Genomic DNA, 1,935 nt, shown 5'->3' with positions numbered 1-1,935 from the left:
TTGGTGCGCCAGGCATGGCGCGTAGCGCCGTGACTGGCGCTGCCTGGACCGCTGTGGTGGTGGTTCAGGCGACTTGGGGGTGGAAGTCCCCTGCGGGCCCTGATGACGGGAACCGCTAGCTGAACACCAAGGGCGTCGCCGCGAGGCGGGGTCTGAAGGAAGGTGTAGGCAAAGCTTCGGCCTGACGAACAGGAAGCGCATGAGGCGACGTGACCCGGGCGAGGGGGCCAAAAGACCTGAAGCCCAAAGTCATCCGGAGGGTAGCGGCGTATATGCGACAGGTGGATGAAGCGAAGGTCGCGTGTCTTACCCTGGGAGGTCTGTCGGCCTGCCCCCGGTGACGGGTGTGCTACCGGCGTCGTGAGGCGGCGGGATGGGTCGGCAGAAGTCAGCAGAGGCCGTAGTAGCCGGACCGAACGGTGAAGGGCCGAACATGCAGTACCGGAAGGAGCCGGTTCTTCGATGACGAGCAGAGACCTAGGCAGCGGGACTGAGATGCCCCGCATCCCCTCCGAGGATAGCGGCCGGAAGCCGCGAGAGCAGGAGATGGACGGGTCAAACGTCACGGCAGACACGGAGTTCCGACCGGAGGCAGAAGCGGGACTGCTGGAGATGATCCTCAGCCGCGAGAACATGATGGCGGCGCTGCGTCGCGTGGAATCCAACAAGGGCGCGCCGGGGGTCGATGGCCTCACGGTCGGGCATTTGCGAGGATATCTCGTGGCGCATTGGGCGGCCATCAAGGAAGAACTGCTGGCAGACCGATACCGACCGGCACCGGTGCGCGGGGTGGAAATCCCCAAGCCCGGCGGGGGGACGCGCCAACTGGGCATCCCGACGGTCGTGGATCGGCTGATCCAGCAGGCGATGCATCAGGTGCTGATGCCGCTGTTCGATCCGGGCTTCTCCAACTCGTCCTACGGCTTCCGGCCGGGACGCAGTGCCCACCAAGCGGTCCTGGCTGCGCGGTCCTATGTGGCCGGCGGCCTCCGCTTTGCGGTCGATCTTGATCTGGAGAAGTTCTTCGACCGGGTGAACCACGACGTGCTGATGGCACGGGTGGCCCGCCGGGTCGGTGATAAGCGGGTGCTGCGGTTGACCCGCCGCTACTTGCAAGCCGGATTGATGACGGGCGGGCTGGCGACGACGCGCAGCGAGGGAACGCCGCAGGGCGGCCCCTTGTCGCCGTTGTTGTCGAACATCCTGCTCGACGACCTCGACAAGGAACTCGAACGACGCGGCCATGCCTTCTGCCGCTACGCTGACGACTGCAACATCTATGTACGGTCCGAGCGTGCCGGCCTGCGGGTGATGGCGTCGCTCACACGGTTCCTGACCGAGCGGCTGCGGCTGACGGTCAATCGCGCAAAGAGTGCGGTTGACCGTCCCTGGAAGCGGACGTTCCTTGGCTTTACTGTGACGGCTCACCGCGAGCCGCGCCTCAGGGTCGCGGCCAAAAGCGTGATCCGGTTGCGGGACAAGCTACGTGAACAGTTCCGGGTCGGGCGCGGCCAATCCATGGCGCGTACCATCGAAGCCCTCACCCCTATCCTGCGAGGCTGGATCGGATACTTCCGGCTGGCACAGGTGAAGGGGGTCTTCGAGGAACTCGATGGCTGGATACGGCGCAAACTGCGCACCATCCTCTGGCGTCAGTGGAAGCGGCCGTCGGCCCGAGCCAGACAACTGATGCAAAGAGGCATCGACAAGGCTCGAGCGTGGGTGTCCGCTACCAACGGACGCGGACCCTGGTGGAATGCAGGGGCCAGTCACATGAACGCCGCCTTTCGAAAGACCTTCTTCGATCAGCTCGGGCTGAAATCGCTCTTACAGATGAACCGAAGCCTAAACCAAACTGCATGAACCGCCGTATGCGGAACCGCTCGTACGGTGGTGTGGGAGGGGGGCGCTGCGAAGCGCCTCCCTACCCGATGC

At 64.9% G+C, this 1,935-nt stretch carries 1 protein-coding gene; it reads left to right on the top strand.

Going from position 1 to position 1,935, the window contains the following annotated elements; translation table 11 throughout:
- Positions 1 to 546: 546 nt before the first annotated feature.
- Complete coding sequence (ltrA, locus tag NKI20_RS33465; RefSeq protein WP_352838248.1) at positions 547 to 1,863, top strand: group II intron reverse transcriptase/maturase; 1,317 nt, start codon at positions 547 to 549, stop codon at positions 1,861 to 1,863.
- Positions 1,864 to 1,935: the final 72 nt, after the last annotated feature.

It is taken from the genome of Mesorhizobium sp. M0830, from assembly GCF_040319965.1.
Taxonomy (GTDB): Bacteria; Pseudomonadota; Alphaproteobacteria; order Rhizobiales; family Rhizobiaceae; genus Mesorhizobium.
Note: the sequence above shows the minus strand (reverse complement) of the source record. Positions and strands in the feature narration are given on the sequence as shown.